Below are 24,926 nucleotides of genomic sequence, written 5' to 3' on the forward strand. Positions count from 1 at the left end.
TTGCCGCCGCGCGAGTTTCTTATTTTATAACACCCCCCCCCCCCCCACCCCCCGCCCCCCCGGGGTCCGTAAACCCCCCCCCCCCCCCCTCGCCGGCGTCGGTCACGCCGAAACCGGTGAGCGCGGCCTCCATGTTGCGGTGGTCGTCGGCCTCGTTCACGTGCAGCGTGGTCATGACCTCGCTGTGCGGGTAGTAGGTGAGCACGGCGGTGCCCGGTTCGGCGCCGACGGCGGCGTTCACCGCCACACTGCCGGGCAGATGCCGCGCGAAGTTGCGCCGCAGGCAGGCAAACGTGGGTGGGGCGGGTTCGCAGGCGATGACACGGGCGCCCGGAACGTGGCCGGCGATCAGCAGCGCGGTCAGTCCCACGTGGCCACCGACGTCGATGATCGTGTCGCCGGGACGCAGGTGCTCCAGGCACCGGGCGTACTCGCCGTCGGTGAACTCCTTGAGCACTCCGGCCGCGGTGAACTCGTTGGTGCAGGACACCATCCGGCCGTCCGGGAGGGCGAGGGTCCTCATTGCAGGGGACGACGGCGGAACAGCACCGCCGACACCGGGATGCTGACCAGCAGGATGCCGGTCCACCACGCCACGGCGAGCCAGCCGGAGCCGCCGATCGGCATAGCGAGCAGCAGGCCGCGGACCGAGTCGATGAGCGGCGTCATCGGCTGGTTGTCCACGATGCCGCGCAGGATCGCGGGCATGGTCGACGGCGGTACGAACGCGCTGCTGGCGTACGGTACGAACACGATGATCAGGCTCAGCCCGGTCGCGCCCTCCGGCGATTTCGTGACCACCGCGAAAATGACGCCGAGCCACGACACCGCGAGCGCGAACAACAGCAGCAGGCCGAGCGCGCCCAGCCAGCCGGTGAGGCCGGCGCGCGGTTCGAATCCGATGACGAGGCCGACGAGAACGATGACGGCAATCGAAATGACGTGCCGGAGCATCGACGCCACGACATGGCTGGTCAGTACTCCGGTGCTGATCACCGGCATGGACCGGAACCGCTCGACGATGCCCTCGGCCAGGTCGTTGGACACGCTCAGCGCGGTGTGCGAGACGTTGAAGGCGACGCTGATGACGACCAGGCCCGCGATGACGTAGCTCGCGTAGCCGACCTCACCGGTGTTGATGGCTCCGCCGAACAGATAGCGGAACACCAGCAACTGCACCAGTGGCAGCAGGGTGGCCACGACGATCTGCTCGGGATTGCGGGTGATGTGCTTGATACTGCGGCCGATCAGCACGATCGTGTCGTTGAGGGCCCAGCCCAGCCTCGATCCGCCCGCCGTGACTGCCGTCGTCATCAGGAGTTCACCCTCTCCGCGGCGGGAAGGCCCGCCTCCTCGGTGTCGGTGTGCGTCTTGCCGGTCAGGGTGAGGAAGACGTCGTCGAGTGTCGGCTGCGCGATGGCGATGGTCTTGATGTCCACATCGGACGATTCGAGCCGGTCGAGGAGCGACTTCAGATGCCGCGCGTCGTGCAGCGGGAGGCTGAGCGTGTGCTGCTTGTCCTCCTGCGGCACACCCTGGCCCTCGATCGCCGTCATGGCCGCGCGCAAGGTCGCGTCGTCGGCGAAGCCCAGCTCCAGCCGTTCCGCACCGACCTGGTGCTTGAGCCGCTGCGGCGTGCCCTCGGCGATGATCCGGCCGCCGTCCAGCACGCCGACGTTGTCCGCCAGCTGATCGGCTTCCTCCAGATACTGTGTGGTGAGGAAGATGGTCACGCCGTCACGGAGCAGCATCCGGATGGCGTCCCACATCGTCGCGCGGCCCCGGGGGTCCAGGCCGGTGGTCGGCTCGTCCAGGAAGACGATCGGCGGCGCGGCGATCAGGCTGATCGCGAGATCCAGCCTGCGGCGCATGCCGCCGGAGTACGTCTTCACCCGCCGGCGCGCCGCGTCCCGCAGATCGAACTGCTCCAGCAGCTCTTCGGCGCGGGCGATGGCCTCGGCACGGCGCAGCCGGTAGAGCCTGCCCATCATGATCAGGTTTTCCCGGCCGGTGAGCAGTTTGTCCACGGCGGCGTACTGGCCGGTGAGGCCCAGCGACCGGCGGACGGCGGCCGGCTGGGTGGCCACGTCGCAGCCGTTGATCCTGGCCGTGCCCCCGTCGAGGTCGAGCAGGGTGGTCAGGATGCGGACCAGCGTGGTCTTCCCGGCGCCGTTCGGCCCGAGCAGGGCGAACATGGTGCCGCGGGGGACGGTCAGGTCGATTCCGCGCAGCACCTGGACGCTGCCGAACGACTTGCCGACCCCCTGAAGCTGGATGGGATAGCGGTCTTCAGCCATGATTTCCCTTCCCCCTGAGTGCCCGGTGATCGGCTGGACGCCGGTCTCGCGAAGAGGTCTGCGGGCGTGATGTGTACAACATACGCCAGTTTGTGTAGTCTGTACACATCTTGTGCATGACGTACACAATCGCTCGATGACAATTGCTCGATGGGTGGTGCTGGATTGCCAGCGGAAAACAATGTCGATGACGTCGATCGCAGTCTGGATCTGTTGTGGCCCAACAGGCAACGTGCCGGCAGCGGCACGCGGCCGGGGCTGAGCCTCGAGAAGATCATCGACATCAGTATCCGCATCGTGGACGCCGAGGGGCTGGACGCGTTGTCGATGCAGCGGGTCGCGACGGACCTCGGATTCTCCACCATGTCGCTGTACCGCTACGTGCCGGGCAAGACGCAGCTGCTCGACCTCATGGTGGACACCGCGAGCGGCCGCCCGTCCGGAACGGAGGTCCGGGACGGCGACTGGCGAGCCGGGGTCGAGCAATGGGTGCGTGAACTCTGGGCGGTGTACCAGCTGCATCCGTGGTTGCCGGAGGTGCAGATCCGGAATCCCCCGATCGGCCCCAATCAGCTCGCCTGGTTCGAGGCACTGATCAAATCGCTGTGGGGAGTCGGTATCCCGCACCGGGACGTGGTCCCGCTGACCATGTTCGTCTCCAGCGCGGTCCGTGACCTGGCCCGGTTGTCCGCCGATCTGGTGCCGATGAGCCTCGGGTACACCCAGGTTCTCGACGCGATCCTGAACCAGGACGAGTATCCGACGCTCGCCGAGCTCGTGCGTGAGCACTTCCCGGAGGACGGGGCGGCAGGCGACGGCGCCGAGGAAGGCGCTTTGGAAGGTTCCGACGTGTGGCCCGCCGTGGAGTTCGGCCTGCAGCGCCTGCTCGACGGGATGGAGACGTATGTCCTGGCGCTGCGCCGCAAGAACCGCCGGACCACACGAAAGTCTGAATAGGACAGAGAACTTCACGAAAACCAGACCAGGTTGGGGGGAACGCAAGTCATGAACGTTTCCGGCGGCTACGCGGTAGACACGGTCGCGCGGTTGTCCAAGGTGTACAAGCGTTATGGCGGAGGCGGCAACGCGGTCGTAGCGCTCGACGGTGTCACGATGGATCTGCCCGCCCGCACATTCATGGCCGTGATGGGGCCGTCCGGCTCCGGCAAGAGCACGCTGCTGCACTGCGCGGCCGGGCTGGACCGTCCCACGTCGGGCTCGGTCATGCTCAAGGACGTGGAACTGACGACACTGCCGGAGACCGCGCTGACCAAGCTGCGCCGGGACCGGATCGGGTTCGTCTTCCAGGCATTCAACCTGCTCCCCGCGCTCACCGCCGCGCAGAACGTGGCCCTGCCGTTGGAGCTGGCCGGGCGCGGAGCCGATCCGTCGCTGGTCAGACGCGGACTGGAACGGGTGGGACTGGGCAACCGCCTCGATCACTTGCCCAGTCAGCTTTCCGGCGGCCAGCAGCAGCGCGTGGCGATCGCCCGTGCCCTGATCACCAGGCCCGACGTCATCTTCGCGGACGAGCCGACCGGCGCGCTGGACAGCAGGACCGCGGGCGAGGTACTGACGCTGCTGCGGGAGGCGGTGCGCGAGGAACAGCAGACCGTCGTCATGGTCACCCACGATCCGGTGGCCGCTTCCTACACCGACCGCGTCGTGTTCCTCGCCGACGGCCAGGTCGCGGGAGAGCTGACCGCGCCGACGGTCGACGTGGTGGCGGACCGGTTGACACGGCTCGGGTTCTACAGCCGCAGGACGGCTCAGGGCGTTCCCCCCGGGAGGATGGCATGATGATCCGGCTCGTGCTGCGCACGCTGCGTTTCCGGTGGACCGGTTTTCTCGCCAGTTTCGTGGCGATGATCCTCGGCTCGCTGCTCATCATGGCCTGGGGCGGCCTGCTGGAGACCGGTGTGCGCGCCGCGGTCCCGCCGCAGCGGCTGGCCGGGGCTCCGCTGGTGGTGTCCGGCGATCAGGAATACACCCTCCCGGCGGGCGACAGCGGGACACTGACCGAGCGGGTCCGGCTCGACGCCGGGCTGGCCGGCACCATCGCCGCCGTGCCGGGGGTGGCCGGCGCGGTGCCGGATGTCTCGTTCGGTTCCGCACTGTCCACACGGGACACGACGGTGCCCGTTTCCGGCCACTCGTGGGCGACCGCGGGGCTGGCGCCGTACACGCTCGTCGCAGGTGGGGCACCGCGGCCGGACGAGGTGGTCCTGACGGCCGCGCTGGCCGAGCACCTCCACGCGGGCGTCGGGGACACCGTCACCATGACGACCGGCGGCAAGACCGCCACGGTGAAGGTTTCCGGCACCGCCACGGCCACCGGCGTCGCCGCCACCGAAACGTTCTTCCTGCCCGAGCGGGAGGCGCTGGCCGCGCTGCCCGCCGCGGGCAAGGTCGACGCCATCGCGGTGCTGCCCGCTCCCGGGGCGGACCAGACGGCCCTGGAGCGTGCGGTCGGCTCGGCCGTCCGGGACGCCAAGGCGGTCGTGCGTACCGGTGACGAACGGGGCCTGGCCGAGTTCCCGAACGCGCAGAGCCGGACCATCGGCCTGCAGATCGTCGCGGCCGTCTTCGGCGCGATGGTCCTCGTGGTCGCCATCCTCGGTGTCGCCTCCCCGCTGTCGCTCGCCGTGCAACAGCGTCACCGTGAGATGGCGCTGCTGCGCGCCGTCGGCGCGACCCCGGGACAACTGCGGCGGATGATCCTCGTGGAAACCGTGCTGCTGTCGCTGGTCGCCACCGCGCTCGCCGTGCTGCCGAGCCCGTACCTGAGCCGGTGGATCTTCGACCGGCTCGTCACCGGTGACGTGGCCGCGCCGCAGATGCGGTTCCAGCACAGCTGGCTGCCGGTCCTGGTCACCGCGCTCGTGGCGGTCGTCGCGACGGTCGTCTCCGCCTACATCGCCTCCCGCCGCGCGGTCAGCATCCGCCCCACCGAGGCACTCGGCGAGGTGGAGCAGCCGCAGCGCTCGATCGGCAAGCTGCGCATCGTGCTCGCGGCGCTCAGCTTCACGTCGTGCATCTCGCTGATCGTCACCACGATGGTGTTCCTGAAGGGCCCGCTCTCGGCGAGCACGGCGGGTTCGACGACGATCATGTTCGTCCTCGGCCTTGCCCTGCTCGGCCCGGTCGTGCTGCGCCCGGTGCTGCGGGTGGTGGCGTGGCCGGTGCGGGTCATCGGCGGCGTCGCCGGCCGGATGGCGGCGCTGAACACCAAGGTCCGGGTGGCCCGCACCGTCGGGGTGCTCACGCCGGTCATGCTGCTCATCGGCGTCGCCACCGCGGATCTGTACATGGGTACGAGCGAAGTCGTCATGGCCAAGACGATCTACACGGAGAACCTGCGTGCCGACGCCGCGATCACGGCGCCGGCGGGTGGTTTCGCCGACGGCGCCCTCGACGAGGTGAACCGGATACCGGGCGTGGCCGCCGCGTCGGAGTTCGTGACCAGCGTCGGTTACGTCGAAAGCCCGGCGGACACCGAACAGACCGGGGAGGGCTGGCAGCTGCAGGGCATCACCGCGAAGGGCGCGCTCGACACGACCGCGGTCGACCTGACCGCGGGCACCTTGACCGGGCTCAGCGGTAACACGGTGGCCCTGTCGCAGGCACACGCGGACGCCCTCCATCGCACCGTCGGCGACACGATCACCCTCCATCTCGGCGACGGTGCCCGGGTGGACGCGCGCGTGGTCGCCCTCTTCACGGCCAAGCCGACGTTCGAGCGCATCCTCGTCCCGGCCGACCTGCTCGCCGCCCACACCACCGCCGGCCGCCCCACGACCATCATGGTGCGGGCCGAGCCGGGGGTGAGCACCGCGGCTCTCACCGCCGCACTGTCCACATGGGCCGGTTCGGTTCCCGGCGCCGTGGTGGCCGACCGCGAGGTGCTCGCGGAGTCGTACTCGGAGGGCTTCAACGTCCAGGTGCTGGCCATCTACCTGGTGGTCGGGGTGGTCATCAGCTACGGCGCGCTCGCCGCGGCCAACGCGCTCACCACCGCGACCGCACGCCGCCGCCGCGAGTTCGGCCTGCAACGCCTCGCCGGTTTCACCCGGCACCAGGTCCTGCGCATGGCGGGCGCCGAGAGCCTCATCGTCGCGCTCGGCGGCGTCATTCTCGGCACCCTCGCCGGACTGGTCGGCCTGCTGCCGTTCCTCATCGCCCGCTTCGACACGGTGCTGCCGAGCGGGCCGGTCTGGATCTATCTCGCCGTCGCCGGATTCACCGTCGCCCTCACCGTCCTCGCGACCTATGTCCCCAGCCTGCTGGCACTGAGGAGCAGGCCCATCGATTCCGTCGCGGTGGAGTGATCCGCTGACCGGAAGCCGACACGCGAAGGAAGAGAACGGAGATCAGGTTAGCCTCTCCTGGGTAGCTCGGAATCCGGGAGAGGGAGCGTGAAGCAGGTGCGGCACAGTCAGGGAACCGCGGGAACCGCACCGACCCGGGACGGACGCGAGTTGTTCTTCATGCGCCTTCCCGGTCCGCCGGATGCCCGCGTGCCGACCGTGGTCTTCGAGGGCGGCCTCGCCGCGAGCCGGTCGTACTGGGCGCCGGTCCAGGCGGCGGTGGCCGAATGGGCTCCCGCGGTGGTCTACGACCGCAGCGGGCTCGGCCGCAGCGCACCCGATCCGCGGCCGCGGCCGGTCGGCCGGCTGGCCGCGGATCTGGGCGAGCTGCTCGACCATCTCGGACCGGGGCCGTTCGTCCTTGCCGGGCACAGCTGGGGCGGCCCGATCGTGCGGCTCGCCGCGGGGGCCCGGCCCGGCCGGATCGCGGGGCTGGTGCTGGTCGATCCGAGCGACGAGTCCTGCGACCTCCTTTTCCGCCCCGCCCTGCGCCGGGCCGAGAAGATCGGGCAGGTGGTCAGCTCGACGCTGGCTCGCGCCGGGTTGCTGGGGTTCGCCTATCGCGGGCTGCTCGCGGCGTTGCCGGAGGACGCCCGACGCGACATGCGAGCGGAAGGGTTCACCGTCGGCACCCTGCGCACCCGTGCCGCCGAACTGGCCTCGGTGGTCCCGGATCTGCTGGCGTTGCGGGAAAATCCGCCGGAGCTGCCCGGCATTCCGGTCACGGTGATCTCCGGCGCGCTGACCTCGCCGGGGATGGGCGGGCGGGTCCGGGACGCGGCGACCGCGTCCCACGAGTACCGCGCGACGCGGTCGGCCCGCGGCAGGCACGTCCACGCCAGGGAATCGGGGCACATGGTGCCGGCGACCGAACCCGGCCTCATCGCCGCCGAGATCCGCCGTCTGGTCTTGCCGTCCGAAGAGGATCCGGGCGGAGTTCAGTAGCCGACGGTGAAATGCCTGTCCTCACCGGGGTTTTCGAGTTCGTCGAGCACGGCGACGGCGAGATCCTCCGCGGAGATCCGGGACGTGCCGTCCGCGGTCGTGACGAGCGTCGTGCCGCCGCGCCGGTAGGTTCCGGTGCGTGGCCCGGGTTCGAGGAGCGCGGGCGGGCTGAGGTAGATCCAGTCCGCGGAATGCGCCCGGCAGGCGTCCAGTTGCGCGACGCTGGCCGCGGCGATGGCGCGCCACGCGACGGGTACGTAGTCCGGGTTGTCGAGCACCGCGAGGCCCGGCCGCCCCGGAGTCCACAGTGGACCGGCGCCGCCGACGAGGAGGAGCCGGGTGCCCGCCGCCGAGGCGGCGTCCAGGAGCGCCGTCGTGGTCGGCGCGGCCATGTTCTCGTGCCCGGGTGCGGGACGGGTCGCCGCGACGACGGCGTCGGCGCCGGTGAACAGGCCACGCATACGGTCGCGGTCGGTCGCGTCACCTTGGGCGGCGGTGATCCCGGCGGGCAGCGAAGCGGGCGGTTCGCCGCGGAAGACCGCGGTGGTCCGATGACTCCGGCGGGTGGCTTCCCCGGCGACGCGCGAACCGACCATGCCGTTCGCGCCGATGACGACGATCCTCATCGGACGGTCCCTTCCGTGACCAGGTCGCGCACCGGCGCGTCCGGACGAGTGCGCGGGGCGAGCTGTGCCGCGACGATCGAGGCGAGTGCGAGCGCGAAACCCACGAGCTGGACCGGGCCGAGCGTCTGGCCGAGCACGAGCGCGCCGAGCAGTGCGGCGACCATCGGCGAGAGCAGCCCGAGGACGGCGACCGAGTTGACCGGCAACGTGGTGATGCCGCGGAACCACAGCACGTAGGACAGCAGCCCGCCGATCAGGCCGAGCCACAGGTAGCCGAGCGCCGCACCTCCGTCGATCGCGGGCGGCGCGCCCTCGACGAGGAACGTGACGGGCAGCAGGAACAGGCCGCCCGCGGTGAGCTGCCAGCCGGCGAACGCGGTCGGGCCGACGCCCTCGGGCCGTCCCCAGCGTTTGGTGAGGGTGATCCCGAGCGCCATCGAGGCCGCGCCGCCGAGGCCGGCCACGATCCCGGCGAAGTCGAATGCCGCGTTCGGCCCGATCACCACGAGACCGACCCCGACGACGCCGACAGCGCCCCACACGAACCGCCTGCCGGAGGGGCGCTCGCGCAGGATGAGCACGGCCAGAACGGCGACGATCATCGGCTGCGTCGCGCCCAGCGTGGCGGCGACGCCGCCCGGCAGGCGTTCGGCCGCGGTGAACAGCAGCGGGAAGAACAGCCCGATGTTCAGCACGCCGAGCACCGCCGCCTTCAGCCACCACGTTCCGCGCGGCAGGACCCGGGTGAACGCCAGCGTGATCAGCCCGGCGGGCAACGCGCGCAGGAGCCCGGCGAACAGCGGGTGTCCCGGCGGGAGGAGTTCGGTGGTGACCACGTAGGTCGTGCCCCACACCATCGGGGCGAACGCGGTCATCGCGGTACGGGCGAGCACGCCGCCCGAGGCGGGGGAGATCGTCTGGTTTCGCATGCTCCCAGTCTCAGCTGACCAGGCATGATGAGTCCAATACATGTTTGTCACCGGATCGATCGTGATGCACGATAGATCCGTGGAACTCCAGCAGATGCGGTACGTCGTCGCCGTCGCCGAGACGACCAGCTTCACCCGCGCCGCCGAGCGCTGCCTCGTCGTCCAATCGGCGCTCAGTCACCAGATCGCGCGCCTGGAACGGGAACTCGGGGCCCGGCTCTTCGACCGCACCAGCCGCCGGGTGCGGCTCACCGCGGCCGGGGCGGCCTTCCTGCCCGCCGCCCGCCAGTGCCTGGACGCCGCCGAACGTGCCGCCGCCGAGGTGGCCGCCGCGGTCGGCGAGGTGCGGGGACGGCTCACCGTCGGCGTGATCCCCACCGTCGCGGCCGTGGACATCCCGGCCGTGCTGCGCGAGTTCTGCGGAAGCTATCCGCGGGTGCGCATCGGTCTCCGGGTCGGCGCCAGTGAGGAACTCGTCGAGCAGGTCAAGCAGGGCACGCTCGACGCCGCCTTTCTCGGCCTGCCCACCACCGCGCGACCCGAAGGCGTCCACACCCACGAACTGGCCCGCGATCGTCTCGTCGCCGTCGTCCCGCCGGAGCACGCGCTCGCCGGGGAAGCGGACGTCGACCTGCGCAGGCTGTCCGCCGAGGTGTTCGTGGACTTCCCGGCGGGGACGGCGGGCCGGGCGCAGTCGGACCAGGCGTTCGCCGCCGCCGGGCTGACCCGCGACGTCGCCCTCGAGGTGACCGCCGCGGATCTCATGGCCCGGCTCATCCAGCAGGGTCTCGGCGTCGCCATGCTCCCGTCGACCTACACACCCCGGCTCAGCGGCGTGGTCACCGTCCCGGTGACCGACGCGCCGGGCCGGGTCGAATACCTGGTGTGGAGCCGGTTCAGCCGCACGCCCGCCGCGACCGCGTTCCTCACCGGGCTGGGGGTCCGGGCCGGCGAGCTCGACGGCTGAGGGTTACTCGCCGCGCAGCTGCCTGCGGATCTCGGCCAGCTTGTCCTTGGCGGCCTCGTCCCGTTCGGCGATCTTCTTGTCCAGCGTTTCGACGGTTTCCTCGCCGCCGATCCCGGCGAGCTCGGTCGAGCCGATCGCGGTGGTGTACCGCTTCTCGATCCGGTCCCGCACGTAGTCGAAGCCCGGCACTCCCGCTTCGGTGTAGTCCGGTTCGGGGATCTCCGGGGTGCCGGAGGAGGGCAGTGCCGCCGCGTCCTGGCGCCCGGCGTCGTTCTCGCTCATCGTCTGCTCCGTTTCCGGTCCGGTCCGTCCACCCCGACGATAGCGCTGTTCGCCGCGCGGGGCGGCCGCCGTCCACTGTGGACCCTCCGATGGGGCTGAGCCATCCGGGGGAGTACGCGAAAACCTGTTCGCCCGCGTGCCGGGGTTCGGCAGACTGGCGATCATGGCGGGGACGGGCAGGTGGGTGCGCATGCAGGCGGTGGCGGTGTCCGGTTCGGCGTGCGAAGGGCTGTTGCTGGCCGCGTTGCCGCTGCTGGCGGTGTCGATCACGACGGACCCGCGTCAGGTCTCGCTGGTCAACGTCGTCGGCCAGGCGCCGTGGCTGCTGTTCTCGCTGCTCGCCGGTGTGGTGATCGACCGGTTCCGGCGGACCACGGTGCTCGCGTGGGCGTATGCGGTCCAGGTGGCCGCGGCGCTCGCGCTGGCCGTGTCCGGTTCGGCGGGCCTGCTGAGCCTGCCGGTGCTGATGACGGTCGCGTTCGTGATCACCTCGGCGCAGGTGCTCGGCGACGGCGCCAGTGGCGCGCTGGTACCGGAGATCGTGGCGCCGGAGAAGCTCGCCTCGGCCAACGCGCGCCTGCAGGTGATCGACCGCGGTGTCGTCCAGTTCATCGTCCCGCCGGTGACCGGGCTGCTGCTGTCGCTCGGCGCCGGCCTGCCCGCGTGGCTGGCCGGCGCGTTCGCGGTGGCGGCGTTCGTGCTGGCGCGGGGAATGCGTTCGGCTCCCGCGCCGGTGTCGGGAGTGCATCCGCTGCGGGGCATCGGGGCGGGGCTGCGGTACCTGGTCGGCACGCCGCTGTTGCGATCGGTGACGATCAGCGTCGCGCTCGGTTCGTTCGCGGCGAGCGCGTCCAACGCGATGTTCGTGCTCTACGCGACGCAGGTGCTGCACGTCGGCGCCGTCGGGTACGGGGTACTGCTCGCCTGTATGGCGGTCGGCTGGGTCGTGTCGTCGTTCGTGGTCCAGCGTGTCGTCGAACGCCTGGGGTACTCGTGGTCGATGCGGTTCGGCCAGGCCGCCAACGTCGTGGTGATGGTGCTGATCGCCGTCCTGCCGCCGTGGCCGGTGGCCATCGGGCTCGTCCTGGTGTTCCTGACCGCCACGGTGCTGGTGTGGAACGTGTGCTCGCAGTCGGTCCGGCAGCGGTTCACCCCGCCCGCCCTGCTCGGCAGGGTGCTGACCAGTCACCGCGCGCTGGCCTGGGGCCTGACCCCGCTGGGCGCGCTGGCCGGGGGTTTCGTCGCCGCGCACTGGACGCTGCGGGGTGTGTGGGTGATGGCGGCGTTCGTGCAGTTCGCCGCGACCGCGGCGGTGTGGCGGGCGGTCTCGCCCGCTTCGTTCCGGGAAACCGAACTCGCGGTGGCCCAGTTGACGGATACGGCCACCCGGTGAACGTCGAGGAGTGCGCATGGGACGGCGGAAAGCCTTGTCACGGCGGGGAATCCTGGGCGGGGGTGTCGCGTCCGGGCTGCTCGCGCTCGGCGCTTGTTCGCCCTCCGAACGACAGCAGCAGCGGCCGTCGGGGACCCCGCCGGTCCCGAAGACCGGGATGCACCTGGTGACCCTGGGGACGAAGGGCGGTCCGACCCTGCGGTCCGACCGGAGCAACCCGGCCAACGCGCTGATCGTCGACGGCGTGGTCTACGTGGTGGACTGCGGGATGGGCGTGAGCCGTCAGCTCGTGCTCGCCGGGCTCGAATTGTCCGCCGTGCGCGCGGTGTTCATCACGCATCACCATTCCGACCACAACCTGGAGTTCGGGAACCTGCTGAACGCGGCCTGGAACGCGAACCTCACGCACCGGATCGGTTTCCACGCGCCGCCGGGCATGAAGGACATGCTGGCGGGCTATCTGGCGATGAACCGCTTCGACATCGACCTCCGGATCGCCGACCAGGGCCTGCCGGATCCGCGCGGGCTCGCCGAGGCGCGGGAGTTCGCCGGCGACGGCGAGGTCTACCGGGACGAGCTGGTACGGGTCACGGCCGCGCGGAACAACCACCCGCCGGTCACCGAGTCGTACGCGCTGCGCTTCGACACCCGGTACGGCTCGGTCGTGTTTTCCGGCGACACCACCCCGTTCGACGCCGTCGTCCGCCTGGCCCAGGGCGCGGACTGGCTCGTGCACGAGGTGCTTCACCTGCCGTCGCTGGACAAACTGCTGGCCGCGCAACCCACCGAGACGCGGCTGAAGGAGCATCTCCTGGCCTCGCACACCACGAACGAACAGGTCGCGAACGTGGCGCTGGAAGCGAAGGCGGGCAATCTGGTGCTGACTCACCTGGTGTCCTTCGGGCCGGTCACCGACGCGGAGTGGGAACGGTCCTGCCGGGGCGCGTGGCGCAGTCCGCTGGTGGTGGCGGCCGATCTGCGGCAGGTGTTCTAGTGTCCTGACCGGATCGGCAGCCACAGCTCGATGTGGTCGTGCCTGCGGTAGAACTCGACGAGCGGCCGTGTTTCGTCGGCTTCCGCGGCCGCCTGGAGTTCGGCCATCCCGGCACCGATCCGTTCGTAGATCCCGGGTGGTTCGCCGACGAGGCTCCCGCGCAGGTACCGGCCGCCGGGCAGGACACCGGTCCGCAGGCCGAAGCTGTCCGGCCGGTCCTCCGGCTTGACCGGCGTGCACACGGTGTAGGTGCCCGCGCGTTCGTCGATCCGGGCGTACGTCTTGCGCCCGCGCAGCCCGACGAGCCGCTCGAAGGACGGCCAGAGTTCCTGGATCCGGGGCAGCTCGTCGGCGGTGGTCTGTTCCAGCACGGTGACGTCCTGGCGATGGATACGGGCGGGCGGGGAGTGCAGCACGGAAGTCGTCATGGGCCAAGGGAACCAGACGGCACCGACAATTTCCGGCGAGCCGGGTGCGGCGAACGGAGCACTGTTCGGCGGGAATTGTCTTTCGCTGGACCGATATTCGGCGCCGACGGTATGTTCTCCTCCGATTACCGGGGGAATTCGCAAAAGAGGGGGAATCGTCGATGACGGACGACGCGGGGCGCACCGGGATCAGCAGAAGACGGTTCCTGTCCGCGGTGGGTGCGGCGGGCGGGGCGGGCACGATGTTCGCGACGATGGGGGCGCTGGGCCTGGCCCCGACCGCGCGGGCCGATTCCTTTGAGGCACCCCGGAAGTCGGATTTCACGTTGTCCGGCAGGGCCGCGGCGAAGGTCGTGATCCTCGGCGCCGGGATCACGGGCCTGGCCTGCGCCTACGAACTCGGAAAGGCGGGGTACGACTGCACGGTACTGGAGGCGCAGAACAGGATCGGCGGCCGGAACTTCACGGTCCGGAACGGCACCGGACACACCGAACTCGGCGGCGTCGCCCAGGTGGCGAAGTTCGCGGGCGACGGCTATCTGAACGCGGGCCCGGCGCGGATCGCGCAGTGGATGGTCACCCTCGACTACTGCCGCGAACTGGGGGTGCCGGTCGAGGTGTTCACGAATACCAACGCGAATGCCTACAGCTACAACGAATCCGCCGGGATGAAGGCCCCGCAGCGGCATCGGACCGCGCAGGCGGACGTGTACGGCTACGTCAGCGAACTGCTCGCCAAGGCGACCGATCGCGGCGCGCTGGACGCCGAACTGACCGCGGCCGACAAGGAGCGGCTGCTCGATTTCCTGCACGAGTGGGGCGTGATCGGCGACAAGGGCACGGGACGGGTGTACACCGGAAGCAGCAGACGGGGCTATTCGGTGAATCCCGGTGCCGGAGCGAACGAGGGGACGGTACTCGGCCCGGTGCCGTCGCTGTCCGAGGTCTTCGCCAGCGGGGTGGGCCGCTACTTCTTCGAGGAACTCGACTACGACCAGGCGATGCTCATGTTCCAGCCGGTCGGCGGCATGGACCGGATCCCGTGTGCGCTGACCACGGCGATCGGCAGGGAGCGGATCCGCACCGGCAGCCGGGTCACCCGGATCTCCGGCGGTGACCGGGGAGTTGCGGTCACCTACCGCACGGCGGACGGCCGCGACCGGGAACTGACCGCCGACTACTGCGTCGCGGCCCTGCCCCCGCATCTGCTCGCCGGGATCCCGCACAACCTCGGTGCCGAGGTGCAGGCCGCGCTCGCCACCTACCGCGACCGCCGCGTGGTGGCGGGCAAGATCGGCCTGGACTACGCGAGCCGCTGGTGGGAGACCGACCACCGGATTTACGGCGGTATCACCTGGACCGATCTGGACATCAGCGAGATCTGGTACCCGTCCCACGGGCACCACGGCCGTACCGGCATCCTCGTCGGCTACCAGTCCGACGACGGACCCGCCGAGAAGTACGAGAAGCTCTCCCCGAAGGAGCGCGAACTCCTGGCGGTGGCCCAGGGCGCGAAGATCCACGGCGCGAAGTTCCGGACCGAACTCGCCAGCTCGTTCTCGGTCGCCTGGCGCCGCGTGCCGCACATCGAGGCCGCGTGGACGATGCCGCCCTTCCGTACCCCGGCCTATCAGCTGCTCAACCAGCCCGCGGGGCGCGTCTACTTCTCCGGTGACTGGCTCTCCTATCTCTTCTCGTGGCAGGCCGGTGCGTTCGAGTCCGCCCGTCAGGTGGTCACCGCTCTGCACAAGCGCGTGCTGTCCGCGCCCTGACGGAACGGTTTGCTCACGCGCGCAGCGTCGCCCCGCCGTCGACGTACAGCTCCTGCATGGTGATGTGCCGCGCGCGAGGGGAGGCCAGGAAGAGCACGGCGTCGGCGATGTCGGCGGGGTCGGCGATCCGGCCGAGGGGGATGCCGACGCGGAACTGTTCGGGGGAACCGGCGATCACCCGGGCGGCGTCGTTCTCGTCCGTCCACAGTAGACGCTGCATGGGCGTGTCGGTCGAACCGGGGGAGACCACGTTGCAGCGGATCCCGTGCCCGGCGACCTCGAGCCCGAGACAGCGGGTCAGCATCGTCGCGGCGGCCTTGGACGCGGCGTAGGCGCCCATGCCCATGCGGGGCACCCCGGCGGCGTTCGAGGCGACGGTGACCAGTGTCCCGGCCCGGCGGGGGACCATCCGGCGCGCGATCTCGCGCAGTACCACGAAAACGCCGGTGGTGTTGACCGCGAACGTCCTCGACCAGTCCTCGTCGGTGGTTTCGCAGATCGAACCCGGCCGCAGCACCCCGGCCACCGAGACGCCGACGCCGATCGGCCCGAGATCCCGTTCCACCGCATCGACGACCCGCGCCACGGCCGCGGAATCGCTTACATCCGCGGGAAACGGGTGAACCTGTGCGCCCATTCGCGCGGCGGAGTCCGCCAGGCCGTCGGCGTCGATGTCCACCGCGGCGACGGTCGCGCCCGCGCGGACGAGGCCCGCCACGACCGCGGCGCCGATCCCGCGGGCGGCCCCGGTCACCACGGCGATCTTGCCCGCGAGTCCCGTGTCTTCGTGTGTCGGCGGCACCATCTCGAACACCTCTCTACCGTGGCAACTTTGGTTAGGTTAACCTAATCGTGGCGGGAGCCTGGGGTCCTGGCCGGGTGGCTGTTGTGACCTGGCACGCACGCGACACGGTGGACTTCTGTCCCGTTTGTGAATTAGGTTAGCCTAACCAATTGACGATCTTGGAGCGGACGATGCGGTGGAACCCGGGCGGTCGAACCTTCGTGAAGGCGTCTCGAGCGCTTGCCCGGCAACGATTTCCGCTCCCCGATCGCGAGCGATCGCGCACGCCGGAATTCGTCACGCTCGGTCGTTGATCGTGTGATTTCCGTTCCGGTCCCCGATTTCGCGATGTCCGAAAGGAATCTCGACGTGTCTTCACCCGCGTTGGTCCGGCCGAGACCCGTACACCGGGCGGCCGATCTGCTCGCCGCCTACCTGCCGGGCTCGTTCTACTTCTCCTCGCCGAGGGGATCGCTGCTCGCCGACGGCGTGCGCGTGTCCGTCCGGCGGGGGACGGGGTCCTGGTCCCACGCGGCGGCCGAAGCGCTCGGGAAGGCGGAGGCACTCGGCGTCACCGAGCCGGTGGTGGCCGGCGCGATCGGGTTCCGGCCGGACGCGGAAGCCAGCCTCGTGATTCCCGCCGTGGTGCGGCGCGCGGGAGCGCCGGAACGCTCCGCGGCCGCCGACACGCCGGCGGGGTTCGGGGCGACGACGTGGTCGGTGACGCCGCGGCCCGAGCCGCGGGCGTATGCGGACGGCGTCCGCGGCGCGCTCGACCTCATCGGCGCGGGCGGGCTGGACAAGGTGGTGCTCGCCCGTGGCCTGGAGCTGACGGCCGACGCCCCGGTCTCGGTGCCGTCGTTGCTGACCCGGCTGGTGCGGGCGGACCCCGCCGCGTACGCGTTCGCCGTCGACGTCACGGCGGCGGGGGACCCGGCCACGCGCACGCTCACCGGGGCGAGCCCGGAGTTGCTGGTGTCCCGGCGTGGCGACACGGTGGTGGCCAACCCGCTGGCGGGATCACTGCCGCGTTCGGCCGACGACGCCGAAAACCGGCGGCGGATCGCGACACTGCTGGCGTCGGCGAAGGACCGTCGCGAGCACGCCCACGTCTCGGCGCAGGTCGGCGACGTGCTGAGCCGGTTCTGCGCGGACCTCGACGTTCCCGCCGAACCCGAGGTGATCGGCACCCCGACGATGTGGCACCTGTCGAGCCGGATCACCGGACGGCTCAGGAATCCCGCCGATCCCGGGTCGTCTTCCTTGGCGCTGGCCGAAGCGCTGCATCCGACGCCCGCCGTGTGCGGCGTGCCCACCGCGCCCGCCTACGCCGCGATCGCGGAGCTGGAACCGGAGGATCGCGGCTACTACGCGGGACTGGTCGGCTGGTCCGATGTGGACGGTGACGGCGAGTGGGCGGTGACCATCCGCAGCGCCGAGGTGTGTGACCGCACCGTCCGGCTTTTCGCGGGTGCCGGGATCGTCGCGGGTTCGGATCCGGAGGCCGAACTCGCCGAGACGAGCGCGAAATTCCGTACGCTGCTGCGTGCGCTCGGACTGGAGGGCGCGGCGTGAACGCGGGTCCGGACCACGTCGCCTGGCCGCCCGAGGTCGCCGCCCGGTATCGCGCGTCCAGCTACTGGCGGGGACAGACTTTCGGCGCACTGCTGACGTCGGTGACGGCGGCCTACGCCGAACGCACCGCGGTCGTGGGGGAGCGCGATGGGCGGCTCGAACGCTGGACGTTCGCCGAACTGGACGAGCGCGCGCACCGGATCGCGGCGGGCCTCGCCGAGTCCGGGATCGTGCCGGGTGATCGGGTGGTGCTGCAGCTGCCGAACATCCCGGACTTCATGCCGGTGGTGTTCGGGTTATGGCGCGCGGGCGCCTGGCCGGTGTTCGCCCTGCCGGCGCACCGGGACAGCGAACTGCGGCATTTCGCCACGCAGACCGAGGCGGCCGCGATCATCACCGTCGCGGAGCACGAACGGCACGACCACGCGGCAACCGCGCGTGCCGTGGCGGCCGACGTGGAGTCGGTGCGGCAGGTGCTGATCGTCGGGTCTTCGGAGTTCGACGACCTGGCCGCGACCGCGCCCCGCGAGCTGCCCGACCCCGATCCGGAGGGGGTCGCGTTCCTGCAGCTGTCCGGCGGGAGCACCGGGCTGCCGAAGCTCATCCCGCGCACGCACGACGATTACCTCTACAGCGTCCGGGAAAGCGCCCGCATCTGCGCGCTGCGCCCGGAAAGCGTGTACCTGGCCGCGCTGCCGGTGTCGCACAACTACCCGCTCAGCTCGCCGGGCGTGCTCGGCGCGCTGCACGCGGGCGCGGCGAGCGTGCTGGCTCCCCGGCCCGATCCGGACACCGCTTTCCGGCTGATCGAGTCCGAGCGGGTGACGATCACCGGCGTGGTGCCGCCGCTGGCCGCCGCCTGGGTGCAGGCCGCGGCACGCACCGGACGCGATCTGTCCAGTTTGGACACTCTGCTGGTCGGCGGCGCCAAATGCGGCCGTGAGCTGGCCGAGCGCATCGGGCCCGCGCTGGGCTGCCGGCTGCAGCAGGTGTTCGGGATGGCCGAGGGCCTGGTCTGCTACACCCGGCTCGACGATCCCGACGAGCTTGTCCTTGGTACGCAAGGCCGTCCCATCTCGCTCGACGACGAAATCCGCGTCGTCGACCCGGACAACCCGGCGGCGTCCTCCGGCGACGTGGTGGCGCCAGGCGAGATCGGCGCGTTGCTGACCCGGGGCCCCTACACGATCCGCGGCTACTACCGCGCGGCCGCGCACAACGCGACGGCGTTCACCGAGGACGGTTTCTACCGGACCGGCGACCTGGTACGGCGCGGCCCGACGGGGCACGTCGAGGTCGTCGGCCGGACGAAGGAACAGATCAACCGGGGCGGCGAAAAGCTCGCGGCCGAAGAGGTCGAGAACCATCTGATGGCTCATCCGGACGTGCTCGACGCGGCCGTCGTCGGGGTGCCCGACGAATACCTGGGCGAGCGGACCTGTGCCTACGTGGTGCCCACCGCGGGTTCCGTGCCCACGGCGCCCGAGCTGCGCCGCTTCGTGCGGGAACGGGGCGTGGCGGCGTTCAAGGTGCCCGATCTCGTCCTCGTCGTCGACGCGTTCCCGGTGACCGGCGTCGGCAAGACCAGCAAACGCGAACTGCGGGCGGCACTGGCGGCCCTCGCCGAGAAGGGGTGATGTCGGTGTCCCTGCCGAAAATCCGGCCGTATCCGCTGCCGGACGTGGCGGAGCTGCCCGCGGGGCGGGTGGACTGGTCGCCCGATCCGGTGCGGGCTGCGCTGCTGGTCCACGACATGCAGCGGTACTTCCTCGCCCCGTACGCGGGCGCGCCGGTGCCCGAGGTGACGGCGAACATCGCCGCGCTCATCGCGGCGTGCCGCGAGCGCGCGATCCCGGTGTTCTACACCGCGCAGCCGGGCCGTCAGGACGCTCCCGACCGCGGTCTGCTGACCGAGTTCTGGGGCGACGGGATCGGCGCGGTGATCGACGCCGACCCGCGCGCCGCGGACATCGTCGACGAGCTCGCCCCGGCCGAGGGTGACACCGTGGTGGCCAAATGGCGTTACAGCGCGTTCCAGCGCAGCGCGTTCGCCGAGCAGCTCGCCGCACGGGGGCGCGATCAGCTGCTGATCACCGGTGTCTACGCGCACATCGGCTGCCAGGCGACCGCCGTCGAGGCGTTCATGCGCGACGTCCGGCCGTTCCTGGTCGCCGACGCCGTCGCCGATTTTTCCCGGGAGCGGCACGACCAGGCCTGCGAGTACGTCGCGCAGCGCTGCGGTGCCGTCACCACCACCGCCGTCGCGCTGGCCGCGCTGACGGCGCCGATCCCCGCAGGAGCACCACGATGAGCGAAATCCCCGCCCTGTCCGCCGACCGCATCCGCGCCGACATCGCCGGTCTGCTCGGCTGCGATCCCGCCGAGGTGTCGCCTGAGGAGAACCTGCTCGACCGCGGGCTGGACTCCGTGCGGATCATGAGCCTCATCGAACGATGGCGCGCGGCGGGCGCGGCGAACCTGGAGTTCCCGGATCTGGCCGAGCGGCCCGAACTCGGGCACTGGACGGCGTTGCTGGCCGGGGAGAAGCCGTGAGCCGCGTCGATCACCGGCATCGCCACCACGAACGGATCGCGGAGGTCCGGGCGGGCACGAGCGCCGAGAAGGTCGGCTACCCGATCCGGATCCGCGCGGCCGAGGTGCTGCGCACCACGATGGTCGGCGCGGGGCTGGTCCGGGTCACCCTGGGCGGTTCCGGCGTCGAGGGGTTCGAGGCGCATTCGCCGGACGAGCACGTCAAACTGCTCTTCCCCGAGCCCGACGGGATGCTCCGGCTGCCGGAGCAGGACGGGCAGATGCTGCGCTGGCCGCGTCCGTCGCCGACGTCGCGGGAGTACACCGTGCGCCGCTACGACGCGGTGTCCGGTGAACTCGACATCGACGTCGCGCTGCACGACGGCGGTCTCGGCGCGGACTGGGCACGAGCCGTCGAGCCGGGAGAGGTCGTCCATGTCGCGGGACCGCCCGGCGGGCTGATCGTCCCGCACAGCTACGACCGCTACCTGCTCGCGGGCGACCTCACGGCCTTGCCCGCGATCGCGCGCTGGCTCGAAGAACTGCCGCGCACCGCGGCGGGCTGGGCATTCATCGAGGTGCCCGATTCCTCGTGCGAGATCGAGCTTTCCGCGCCCGAGGACGTCGAAGTGCGCTGGCTGTACTGCGATGGCAGGCCGCCGGGCACCGGCGATCAGCTGGAACGCGCCGTCCGTGCCGTCACCGTGCCCGAGGGCGAGCGGGTCTACGTCTGGATCGCCGGCGAGGCCGGGCAGCTCAAGCCGTTGCGCCGCTGGGTGCGCGACGAACTGCGGCTGGCCAAGGGTGATCACGACATCACCGGCTACTGGAAGCGCGGTGTCGCCGACTTCGACGACGACCACGAGGAACACCATGACCACTGACCAACTGTCCACTGAGGACAAATCGACCAAGGAAACAAAGATGCGTGCTGGCCGTTCACTCCGTCTCCTCGGCGCCTTGGCGCTGTCGCTCACCGTGGCCGTCACCGGCTGCGCGTCGAACGGTGCCCCGGCGGCCGGGGGCGGGACGCGGGTCTTCGCCGCGGACAACGGCCAGATCACCATCCCCGCCAAGCCGCAGCGCGTCGTCGCCACCGGGTACGCGGTGCCCGCGCTGATCGAGGCCGGGGCGCCGTTGGTCGGGATTTCCACGTGGGCGCGCGGGATCCCGCTGATGACCCCGGAGGACAAGGCCACCTACGACGGCCTCAAGAAGGTCGCGGGGGAGCAGGCGGCCGAGACGAACTACGAGGCTATCGCGAACGCCAAGCCCGACCTCATCGTCATCGGCGTGCCCGCGCCGGTGCTGAAGGACATCGACGTCAACCGGCTCAAGGCCGTGGCGCCGGTGGTGGCGATCGGCCCGACGGTCCCGTCCGCGTGGCGTGAGCTGTCCCGCCGTCAGGCCGACGCCGCGGGCGCGCTGGCGAACTTCGACCGCACGCAGGCCGAGTACAAGGCCAAGGCCGATCAGGTCGCCGCCAAGTACAAGGCCGTGCTGCCGCAGCTGAAGCTCGGCCACGTCGGCGCGTACGGCGAGGTCGCGAAGGGCAACTTCCAGCGCGAGTTCAACGGCTCGTGGGGCACCAACATCGCCCAGGACGCCGGCGCGAACTACTACGGCCAGGTCAAGAAGAAGGGCGGCGGTTCGAAGGACGTCAGCGAGTACCCGTCCATCGAGGAACTGCCGACCGCGTTCGCCGAGGCCGACGCGATCACCTATTCGGTCAAGGCCGACGGCTCCGTCCCGCCCGCCGTTCAGTACGTTTTGGACTCTCCACTGTGGAAGAACCTGCCCGCGGTGAAGGCCGGGAAGGTCTATCCGTTCCGCTACACCGAGGCCGCGACCTACAAGGGCGCCATGATGACCCTGGACGCGGTCGACAAGGCGTTCGCGCCGCTGCTGGCGAAGTGACGGTCACGCGGCAGGCGGGTACCACGGCGGCCCCCGGCGTCAAGCGGACCACCGTCCTGATCGCCGCGCTGGTGGCGCTCGCGCTGGTGGCCGTGGTCAGCATCGGCATCGGCGCTCACGCCGTCGCACCCGGTGAGGTCGTGCGCGCGCTCGTGTCCTACAGCGGCCCCGGCGGCTCGAGCGACCAGACGATCGTCCGGGACGTCCGCGCGCCGCGGGCATTGCTCGCCATCGCCGTCGGCGCCGCGCTGGGCGTCGCGGGCGCGCTGATCCAGACGTTGTCGCGCAACCCGCTCGCCGAGCCCGGCATCCTCGGGGTGACCTCGGGCGCCGGGTTCGCGGTCACCCTGGGCTCCGCGCTCGGCGCGGCCGCGTCGCAGGCCGGACAGCTCGCGTTCGCCGTACTGGGTTCGGTGCTGGCCGCGGTGCTGGTCTACTCGGTCGGCCGCCAGTCGCCGCTGCGGCTGGTGCTCTCCGGCGTGGCGCTCACCGCGGTGCTGAACGGGCTCACGCTCGGGATGCGGCTGATGTTCCCCGACGTCCTCGACCAGTACCGCTTCTGGTCGGTCGGTTCGCTGGCGGGACGGGAACAGGCGCCGCTGCTGCTGCCGATGGTGGTGATCGGCCTCGCGCTGATCGGGGCCCTGCTGCTGAGCCGGTCGCTCAACGCCGTCGCGCTCGGCGAGACGGTCGCGCACACGCTGGGCACGAACGTCGCGCGGGTGCGGCTCACCACGCTCGTCCTGATCACCGCGCTCACCGGGGCGGCGACGGCGGTGGCGGGGCCGATCCTGTTCGTCGGCCTGATCGTCCCGCATCTGGCCCGCCGCCTCGCCACGGGTTCGGTGCCGTGGCTGCTGGCCTACACGATGGTCCTGGCGCCGATCCTGCTGCTCGTCGCCGACATCGGTTCGCGGGTGCTGCTGCCGACCGGCGAGGTGCCGGTCGCGATCGTGACCGCGTTCCTCGGTGCCCCGGCGCTCATCTGGGCCGTGCGGAAGTACGGGGTGGCGGCACTGTGAAAACCGCTGCGAAAACCACCGTGAAAACCGCTGTGAACGTCGTCGTGTGGCGGGGGGCCGCGATCCGGGCCGAGCGGCGGACGCTCGTGCTGGCGGCGTCGCTGGTCGTGGTGATGCTCGGGCTCGGGCTGCTCGGCCTGTGTTTCGGGGCCTCGTGGGCGAATCCCGGCGAGGTGTTCGCCGCGCTCGGCGGATACGGCGACTCGGTCGTCGTCATCCGGGACTGGCGGCTGCCGCGCGTGCTGGCCGGGCTCGTCTTCGGCGCCGCGCTGGGCGTGGCCGGGGCGATTTTCCAGAACCTGACCCGGAATCCGATGGGCAGCCCGGACGTCATCGGCCTCGACGCCGGCGCCTACACCGGCGCGCTCGTCGCGCTGACCGTGCTGGGCGGGGCGGCCGGGACGCTCGCGCTGAGTTCGGTGTTGGGCGGCCTGGTGGTGGCGGCCGTGATCTACCTGCTGTCGATGCGGGGCGGGCTTTCCGGGCTGCGGCTGGTGGTGATCGGGGTCGCGATGAACGCGATGATCACCGCGCTCAACTCCTGGATCGTGCTGCGCGCGGACCTCGACGTCGCGATCGCGGCGGTGGGCTGGCACGCGGGCTCGCTCAACGGCATCGGCTGGCCGAAGGTCGTACTGCCGTTCGCGATCATCGCCGTGCTGCTGGCCGTGATGACGACCCGGTCGCACGCCATGCACCAGGCGGCACTGGGCGACGACCTCGCGGTGACCAGCGGCGTCGGCCTCGGCGGGCTGCGGCTGCTGATGGTGCTCGTCGGCGTCGGCTGCACGGCGACGGTGACCGCCGTGGCCGGGCCGATCGTCTTCATCGCGCTGGCCGCGCCGCAGATCGGCCGGAGGCTGGCCAAGGCGCCCGGGGTGCCGCTGCTCCCGGCCGCGCTGACCGGCGCGGTGCTGTTGCAGGGCGCCGACCTGATCGCGCAGATGCTGCTGGCGCCGGTGTCGCTGCCGGTCGGCGTGGTCAGCGCCGCGATCGGCGGCTGTTACCTGATCTGGTTGCTGACCAAGGAAGTGAGGCGTTCGTGAGCGAGCGGACCGGTACTCGGCTGGCAGCGCGGGACCTGACACTGCGCTACGGCGAGCGGGTGGTGTCGACCCGGCTGAGCCTCGGCATTCCCGACGGCGCGTTCACCGCGATCGTGGGACCCAACGCCTGCGGGAAGTCGACGCTGCTGCGGGCGTTCGTCCGGCTGCTGCGGCCGGCGGAGGGGGCCGTGCGGTTCGACGACCGCGAGGTGGGCGCGTACCCGACCAAGGCGCTGGCGCGCGAACTCGGGTTCCTGCCGCAGGATCCGGTGGCCCCGGAGAACATCAAGGTCCGGCAGCTCGTGGCGCGCGGGCGCTTCCCGCACCAGTCGCTGCTCGCCGCGTGGTCCGAAGTGGACGAACGCGCCGTGACCGGGGCGATGGAAGCCGCGGGCGTGGCCGATCTCGCCGAGCGGGGCGTGCACGAGCTGTCCGGTGGCCAGCGGCAGCGGGTGTGGATCGCGATGGTGCTGGCCCAGGAGACGCCGTACCTGCTGCTCGACGAGCCCACGTCGTTCCTCGACATCACGCATCAGTACCAGCTGCTGGCCCTGCTCGCGCGGCTGCGCGACGAGGGCCGCACCATCGTCGCGGTCCTGCACGACATCAACCAGGCCTGCCGGTACGCCGATCACCTGGTGGCGATGAAGGACGGTCACATCGTCGCCGAGGGCACTGCGGCGTCCATTGTGGACGAGGCGTTGCTCAAGGAGGTCTTCGACCTGCCGTGCGTGGTGGTGCCGGATCCGGTGACGGGCACGCCCATGGTGGTCCCGAACCTCGACGCGTGCCCGTGATCCGCCATGCCCGCGCCTGATCCTTCGCCCGCGGTGGCCACCGCGGTGCCGGTCTCGGCCGCCGGGACCGATGTCTCGAACGCTCCGTTGGGGACGCTGGACGTCTCGTACGCGTCGTTCGGGGCACCCACCCGGCGGCAACGGATGCCGCATCCGCCGCACCGAGAGCGCCCCCAAGTTGCGGTGGGGGGGGGCAACACACCCCAATCCCCAATTGGGCGCAACGCCCACCGCGTGAGGCGCCACACTTTTG

Annotated in this window: 25 protein-coding genes; 17 read left to right on the top strand and 8 right to left on the bottom strand. The window is 71.1% G+C overall.

Translation table 11 applies throughout. The features are described 5' to 3' along the window. Positions 1–19: 19 nt before the first annotated feature. The 3 genes from ACFWX1_RS34565 to ACFWX1_RS34575 are packed head-to-tail and all read right to left on the bottom strand — an operon-like array spanning position 20 to position 2,297. On the bottom strand, positions 20–523 hold the full coding sequence (locus tag ACFWX1_RS34565; RefSeq protein ID WP_378393980.1) for an FkbM family methyltransferase: 504 nt from the start codon (positions 521–523) through the stop codon (positions 20–22). Next, entirely contained in the window at positions 520–1,314 is a 795-nt protein-coding gene (locus ACFWX1_RS34570; protein ID WP_378393981.1) for an ABC transporter permease, read from the bottom strand. Before ACFWX1_RS34570 ends, ACFWX1_RS34565 begins: the two co-directional genes overlap by 4 nt. Next, positions 1,314–2,297, bottom strand: a complete 984-nt coding sequence (locus tag ACFWX1_RS34575; protein WP_378393982.1) for an ATP-binding cassette domain-containing protein — start codon at positions 2,295–2,297, stop codon at positions 1,314–1,316. The genes ACFWX1_RS34570 and ACFWX1_RS34575 overlap by 1 nt, the downstream gene beginning before the upstream one ends. 165 nt (positions 2,298–2,462) lie before the next feature. Here ACFWX1_RS34575 and ACFWX1_RS34580 point away from each other — a divergent pair, with 165 nt between their 5' ends. The 4 genes from ACFWX1_RS34580 to ACFWX1_RS34595 all read left to right on the top strand — a co-directional run bounded on the left by ACFWX1_RS34580 (position 2,463) and on the right by ACFWX1_RS34595 (position 7,609). Continuing rightward, entirely contained in the window at positions 2,463–3,254 is a 792-nt protein-coding gene (locus ACFWX1_RS34580; protein WP_378393984.1) for a TetR/AcrR family transcriptional regulator, read from the top strand. A 48-nt stretch (positions 3,255–3,302) separates the two neighbouring features. After that, on the top strand, positions 3,303–4,097 hold the full coding sequence (locus tag ACFWX1_RS34585; RefSeq protein ID WP_378393985.1) for an ABC transporter ATP-binding protein: 795 nt from the start codon (positions 3,303–3,305) through the stop codon (positions 4,095–4,097). Then, positions 4,094–6,625: an ABC transporter permease gene (locus ACFWX1_RS34590; protein WP_378393986.1), complete on the top strand. Its 2,532-nt coding sequence runs from the start codon at positions 4,094–4,096 to the stop codon at positions 6,623–6,625. Before ACFWX1_RS34585 ends, ACFWX1_RS34590 begins: the two co-directional genes overlap by 4 nt. An 87-nt stretch (positions 6,626–6,712) precedes the next feature. Continuing rightward, entirely contained in the window at positions 6,713–7,609 is an 897-nt protein-coding gene (locus tag ACFWX1_RS34595) for an alpha/beta fold hydrolase (RefSeq protein WP_378393987.1), read from the top strand. Here the strand turns inward: ACFWX1_RS34595 and ACFWX1_RS34600 are convergent. Then, a complete protein-coding gene (locus ACFWX1_RS34600; protein WP_378393988.1) occupies positions 7,603–8,235 on the bottom strand; it encodes an NAD(P)-dependent oxidoreductase in 633 nt (210 codons plus the stop codon). The two genes, ACFWX1_RS34595 and ACFWX1_RS34600, sit on opposite strands and share 7 nt — an antisense overlap. Continuing rightward, positions 8,232–9,164, bottom strand: a complete 933-nt coding sequence (locus ACFWX1_RS34605; protein WP_378393989.1) for an EamA family transporter — start codon at positions 9,162–9,164, stop codon at positions 8,232–8,234. The genes ACFWX1_RS34600 and ACFWX1_RS34605 overlap by 4 nt, the downstream gene beginning before the upstream one ends. A 79-nt stretch (positions 9,165–9,243) precedes the next feature. Between ACFWX1_RS34605 and ACFWX1_RS34610 the strand changes: the two genes are divergently transcribed. Next, entirely contained in the window at positions 9,244–10,131 is an 888-nt protein-coding gene (locus ACFWX1_RS34610; RefSeq protein ID WP_378393991.1) for a LysR family transcriptional regulator, read from the top strand. A 3-nt stretch (positions 10,132–10,134) separates the two neighbouring features. Here ACFWX1_RS34610 and ACFWX1_RS34615 read toward each other — a convergent pair whose 3' ends face one another. Next, a complete protein-coding gene (locus ACFWX1_RS34615; protein WP_378393992.1) occupies positions 10,135–10,413 on the bottom strand; it encodes a hypothetical protein in 279 nt (92 codons plus the stop codon). A gap of 163 nt (positions 10,414–10,576) precedes the next feature. Between ACFWX1_RS34615 and ACFWX1_RS34620 the strand changes: the two genes are divergently transcribed. Beyond that, a complete protein-coding gene (locus ACFWX1_RS34620) occupies positions 10,577–11,806 on the top strand; it encodes an MFS transporter (protein WP_378393993.1) in 1,230 nt (409 codons plus the stop codon). Between the two features lie 16 nt (positions 11,807–11,822). Continuing rightward, positions 11,823–12,800, top strand: a complete 978-nt coding sequence (locus tag ACFWX1_RS34625; RefSeq protein WP_378393994.1) for an MBL fold metallo-hydrolase — start codon at positions 11,823–11,825, stop codon at positions 12,798–12,800. Here ACFWX1_RS34625 and ACFWX1_RS34630 read toward each other — a convergent pair. Further along, positions 12,797–13,228 (bottom strand): GyrI-like domain-containing protein, encoded by a 432-nt coding sequence (locus ACFWX1_RS34630; protein WP_378393996.1) that lies wholly within the window; start codon positions 13,226–13,228, stop codon positions 12,797–12,799. The genes ACFWX1_RS34625 and ACFWX1_RS34630 overlap by 4 nt on opposite strands. A 161-nt stretch (positions 13,229–13,389) precedes the next feature. On the opposite strand from ACFWX1_RS34630, the gene ACFWX1_RS34635 reads away from it, so the two are divergent. Continuing rightward, complete coding sequence (locus ACFWX1_RS34635; protein ID WP_378393997.1) at positions 13,390–15,000, top strand: flavin monoamine oxidase family protein; 1,611 nt, start codon at positions 13,390–13,392, stop codon at positions 14,998–15,000. A gap of 13 nt (positions 15,001–15,013) precedes the next feature. On the opposite strand, the gene ACFWX1_RS34640 is transcribed toward ACFWX1_RS34635, so the two are convergent. Further along, positions 15,014–15,805, bottom strand: coding sequence for a 2,3-dihydro-2,3-dihydroxybenzoate dehydrogenase (locus ACFWX1_RS34640; protein ID WP_378393998.1), 792 nt, complete (start codon positions 15,803–15,805; stop codon positions 15,014–15,016). Positions 15,806–16,153: 348 nt separating this feature from the next. On the opposite strand from ACFWX1_RS34640, the gene ACFWX1_RS34645 reads away from it, so the two are divergent. Genes ACFWX1_RS34645 through ACFWX1_RS34685 form a run of 9 tightly spaced genes read left to right on the top strand, consistent with a single transcriptional unit; the run spans position 16,154 to position 24,673 of the window. Next, positions 16,154–17,359 (top strand): isochorismate synthase, encoded by a 1,206-nt coding sequence (locus ACFWX1_RS34645; protein ID WP_378393999.1) that lies wholly within the window; start codon positions 16,154–16,156, stop codon positions 17,357–17,359. Continuing rightward, the gene (locus ACFWX1_RS34650; RefSeq protein ID WP_378394000.1) at positions 17,356–18,996 is read left to right on the top strand and encodes a (2,3-dihydroxybenzoyl)adenylate synthase; all 1,641 of its coding nucleotides are present in this window, start codon (positions 17,356–17,358) and stop codon (positions 18,994–18,996) included. The genes ACFWX1_RS34645 and ACFWX1_RS34650 overlap by 4 nt, the downstream gene beginning before the upstream one ends. Further along, positions 18,996–19,670: an isochorismatase family protein gene (locus ACFWX1_RS34655; RefSeq protein ID WP_378394001.1), complete on the top strand. Its 675-nt coding sequence runs from the start codon at positions 18,996–18,998 to the stop codon at positions 19,668–19,670. The genes ACFWX1_RS34650 and ACFWX1_RS34655 overlap by 1 nt, the downstream gene beginning before the upstream one ends. Next, the gene (locus ACFWX1_RS34660; protein ID WP_378394002.1) at positions 19,667–19,912 is read left to right on the top strand and encodes a phosphopantetheine-binding protein; all 246 of its coding nucleotides are present in this window, start codon (positions 19,667–19,669) and stop codon (positions 19,910–19,912) included. Before ACFWX1_RS34655 ends, ACFWX1_RS34660 begins: the two co-directional genes overlap by 4 nt. Further along, a complete protein-coding gene (locus ACFWX1_RS34665) occupies positions 19,909–20,775 on the top strand; it encodes a siderophore-interacting protein (protein ID WP_378394003.1) in 867 nt (288 codons plus the stop codon). The genes ACFWX1_RS34660 and ACFWX1_RS34665 overlap by 4 nt, the downstream gene beginning before the upstream one ends. Before the next feature lie 40 nt (positions 20,776–20,815). Beyond that, positions 20,816–21,808, top strand: a complete 993-nt coding sequence (locus tag ACFWX1_RS34670; protein WP_378394025.1) for an ABC transporter substrate-binding protein — start codon at positions 20,816–20,818, stop codon at positions 21,806–21,808. Then, positions 21,805–22,830: a FecCD family ABC transporter permease gene (locus ACFWX1_RS34675; protein WP_378394004.1), complete on the top strand. Its 1,026-nt coding sequence runs from the start codon at positions 21,805–21,807 to the stop codon at positions 22,828–22,830. The genes ACFWX1_RS34670 and ACFWX1_RS34675 overlap by 4 nt, the downstream gene beginning before the upstream one ends. A gap of 20 nt (positions 22,831–22,850) precedes the next feature. After that, positions 22,851–23,876: a FecCD family ABC transporter permease gene (locus tag ACFWX1_RS34680; protein WP_378394005.1), complete on the top strand. Its 1,026-nt coding sequence runs from the start codon at positions 22,851–22,853 to the stop codon at positions 23,874–23,876. Further along, positions 23,873–24,673: an ABC transporter ATP-binding protein gene (locus tag ACFWX1_RS34685; RefSeq protein ID WP_378394006.1), complete on the top strand. Its 801-nt coding sequence runs from the start codon at positions 23,873–23,875 to the stop codon at positions 24,671–24,673. The genes ACFWX1_RS34680 and ACFWX1_RS34685 overlap by 4 nt, the downstream gene beginning before the upstream one ends. Positions 24,674–24,926 lie beyond the last annotated feature (253 nt).

This window comes from Amycolatopsis sp. NPDC059021 (assembly GCF_042739895.1).
Lineage (GTDB): Bacteria > Actinomycetota > Actinomycetes > Mycobacteriales > Pseudonocardiaceae > Amycolatopsis.